This window comes from Ruegeria sp. D3, from assembly GCF_056534465.1.
The window spans coordinates 1-2,662 of the sequence record NZ_JBQFPK010000038.1; the positions used below are offsets into that span (position 1 = coordinate 1).

The 2,662-nt window shown below is 51.8% G+C and carries 4 protein-coding genes; 3 read left to right on the forward strand and 1 reads right to left on the reverse strand.

Going from position 1 to position 2,662, the window contains the following annotated elements; all coding sequences use genetic code 11:
• The coding region (locus ACR0DX_RS22610) for a hypothetical protein (protein ID WP_480847511.1) at positions 1–237 on the reverse strand (237 nt) is incomplete at its 3' end.
• Between the two features lie 570 nt (positions 238–807).
• On the opposite strand from ACR0DX_RS22610, the gene ACR0DX_RS22615 reads away from it, so the two are divergent.
• The 3 genes from ACR0DX_RS22615 to ACR0DX_RS22625 form a co-directional block, all read left to right on the forward strand.
• On the forward strand, positions 808–1,323 hold the full coding sequence (locus ACR0DX_RS22615; RefSeq protein WP_170356931.1) for a DUF805 domain-containing protein: 516 nt from the start codon (positions 808–810) through the stop codon (positions 1,321–1,323).
• Positions 1,324–1,360: 37 nt separating this feature from the next.
• Positions 1,361–2,167 carry a hypothetical protein gene (locus ACR0DX_RS22620; protein WP_480847514.1) on the forward strand — a complete coding sequence of 269 codons (807 nt, stop codon included), beginning with the start codon at positions 1,361–1,363 and terminating at the stop codon, positions 2,165–2,167.
• Positions 2,168–2,297: 130 nt separating this feature from the next.
• The coding region (locus ACR0DX_RS22625; protein ID WP_480847516.1) for a hypothetical protein at positions 2,298–2,662 on the forward strand (365 nt) is incomplete at its 3' end.

A 2,662-nucleotide genomic window follows, 5' to 3' on the forward strand; every position in this document is an offset into this window, starting at 1 on the left:
GCAATTCCAAGGAGCACGATCCTCGCCAACGCCGACTGTGACCTGTGTTCCCGCCTCGCTAAACGCGGATGAGAGCACCACGACTTTTGAATTGTTCGTTGTGCTGGCTACATCTCGCAAACATGCTTGCTGAGCCGGCGTGAGTTCGGCGGACGCGCTTGATGTACTCGTATCGTCGCAGGCCGCAAGCAGTGCGAAACAAGTTGCGCTCGCAATCATCACCATTTTGTTGGTCATTTTCTTCTCCCTCTGGTTCCCTTAAAATTTGTGAAATTGGATGCACTAGTTTGAAGCTCTCGCGTCTGGGCAGCCAATAGAACATACCTTGATCCTGTGACTGCCTTTCCCGAAACTTGCCGCGGGGGGGTTGCTCGGTGGAACGACATTTCGTTCACTACTAGGGTCGCCAATAACGCGTGATGGTCGAATGATGTCGATGGCAAGAGCTAGAGCTAGCTTTGGAGAGAGGGCGAGTACGTTAAGTCTGGGCATCGCGTCCTCCCAAGGCTCAATCAGTGTAAAGTGCCTTCCGACCGCCAGCACTCACTCTAGCAGTCGGAAGGGCCCGAGACATCGGGCAACAACGACAACAACGGAGGTAAAATGAAAGTTGTGTCAAATTCACATGTTTGAATCTAATTTTTAATAAATCAACATTTTTTCCGCGCGTAAACTTCTTTACGCTCTCGTACGATAGGCGTCTGTCCTCAAACAAAAAGGTTAGTGGGCGCATCAATAAGGGCGCGTGAGTTCTTCTGAGCGGCGAAACGTTTTTCGGCGTACAGAAAGTCAACAAAGGAGTGAAAAATGGGATTTGGTGAAGCCGTTAAAACGTGTTTCTCGAAATACTTCCAGTTCTCCGGTCGGGCTATTCGCTCAGAATACTGGTGGTTCTTCTTGTTTGTGGTTCTCGTGAGTGCTGGTTTAGCTGTGCTGGATACGATCATATTCGGGACCAACCCTGAAACGGGGCAGGGATCTCGGGTTCTGTCCTCTGTTTTCCAACTGGCCGTTCTCATACCCATGCTGGCCGTCGGTTGGCGGAGGCTGCATGATACAGGACGACCTGGCTGGTATTTGCTGCTGCCGATGGCGCTCAGCATTACAACGCTTTTTGTTATGCTGGGTGGGGTGGCGTTCTTCTCGGTGTTGGAGCAAGGGACAGAAAACCCCGATGCATTGCGAGGACCTGCGGCCGTCCTGGGCGTGACCGGTATTGTTGTTGTCTCAATTCTTCAATTGGTTCTGTCCATTCTGATGATCTGGTGGTTGACGCGCCCTTCGGAAGAAGGCGCAAACGAATACGGCGAACTTGTTTCCTGACCTGGTTGCCGGGGCAATTGACTGGAATCTTTGCTGAATGACTGCACGAAACGTAACACCATGGAGAGAAAAAATGAGGTTCAAAACGATCTCCATTGGAGCGTTGATGATGGCAATGGCGACCTCAGCATCGGCGGAGTGGTCGTTCAACACTGGGCCTAATCCCAATGCATTTATTCAAACCGGAAACATGACGCTGGAACTTCAGTGTAACCGTATCCGCTTTGCTCCGGCTGGATACGAGGACAGCCAGGACATTGTGCAGAAGCAAGGGCTTTCCATTCGCTTTTTGAAGAACGGCACCACCGAAGTTGGGGGATTTCAGGTTGGCGCAGAAAACGCTGCCTTGCAGATCGTCGACAACTATCCAGTCGAGATCAGTTTCAATAATCAGCAGGATTATGATTTTGTGCTGGACCAGCTTGCAGCAAATGCATCGGTTAATCTGTCCATGATTGATCAAGATATCAGCTATGGAATCTTTGACTTGAAAGGTTCCAGCGCGGCAATTCGATCCCTTCGTTCTGCGTGCAGCTCGGATGTTAGCCAAGAGGCCTCATACGAAGCACCCGAAGGCATCGTCTATTGTGGTGGCGGGGCGATAAAACGCGTGATCGAACCCGTAATTTTGGACAATCCAGAGGGGGAGTGGGACGCGCGAATAGCGGTTAACGGCGAGTCGATCAGAGCCATGACAGCCTACAGCTACTTCGGAAACTCTGAGCCACCGGCCGGATTTGTCGTCGCCCTTCTTGGTGAAGACAGGTCCGAATTTCTGATTTTTAGCGAAGGCTCGGTAAACTGGCTGGAATACGGGGACTACAGATATGATCAGTGCAATTGATGCCACCTTCCAACCAGCTTCCCAAATAGCGCGTCAGATGAAATGTTTGGTCGCCGGGGTTATGCTTGCTTCGGGCCTTGTTTGGACCTCACCAGCTGTCGCGGCTGATGTATCGCAACTTCCGCCCGGTTTGCAGGCGAAGGTTGATCTGGCGGCACAGGCCTGCGCGGAGTTCAAAAACGGTCAGTTTGACTTAGACTGGGGTGCGGTTGAGAGGGTCGATCTCGACGGAGATCTACGACGCGACTGGGTTCTGAATGAGTCTGGTTTCTCGTGTTCAAGCGCCGCATCTCTTTATTGCGGAACTGGCGGATGCACGTCGCATTTTTGGGTTGGTGAAGAGGTGCATTCCTTGCTCAATCAAGGTTGGGCGGTCGTTGATTTTGGGCGCCAACGCGTTGTGGTGGCAGATATTCATGGATCCAATTGCGACGGAATAAACCCAACGCCTTGCGTCACGGCCAGTGTTTGGGACGCGGAAGCTAAAACGTGGCG

Bases quoted from the DNA above. Each gene is read 5' to 3' on its own strand.
- ACR0DX_RS22620 (WP_480847514.1), top strand. From the start codon at position 1,361: ATGACTGCACGAAACGTAACACCATGGAGAGAAAAAATGAGGTTCAAA.
- ACR0DX_RS22615 (WP_170356931.1), top strand. From the start codon at position 808: ATGGGATTTGGTGAAGCCGTTAAAACGTGTTTCTCGAAATACTTCCAG.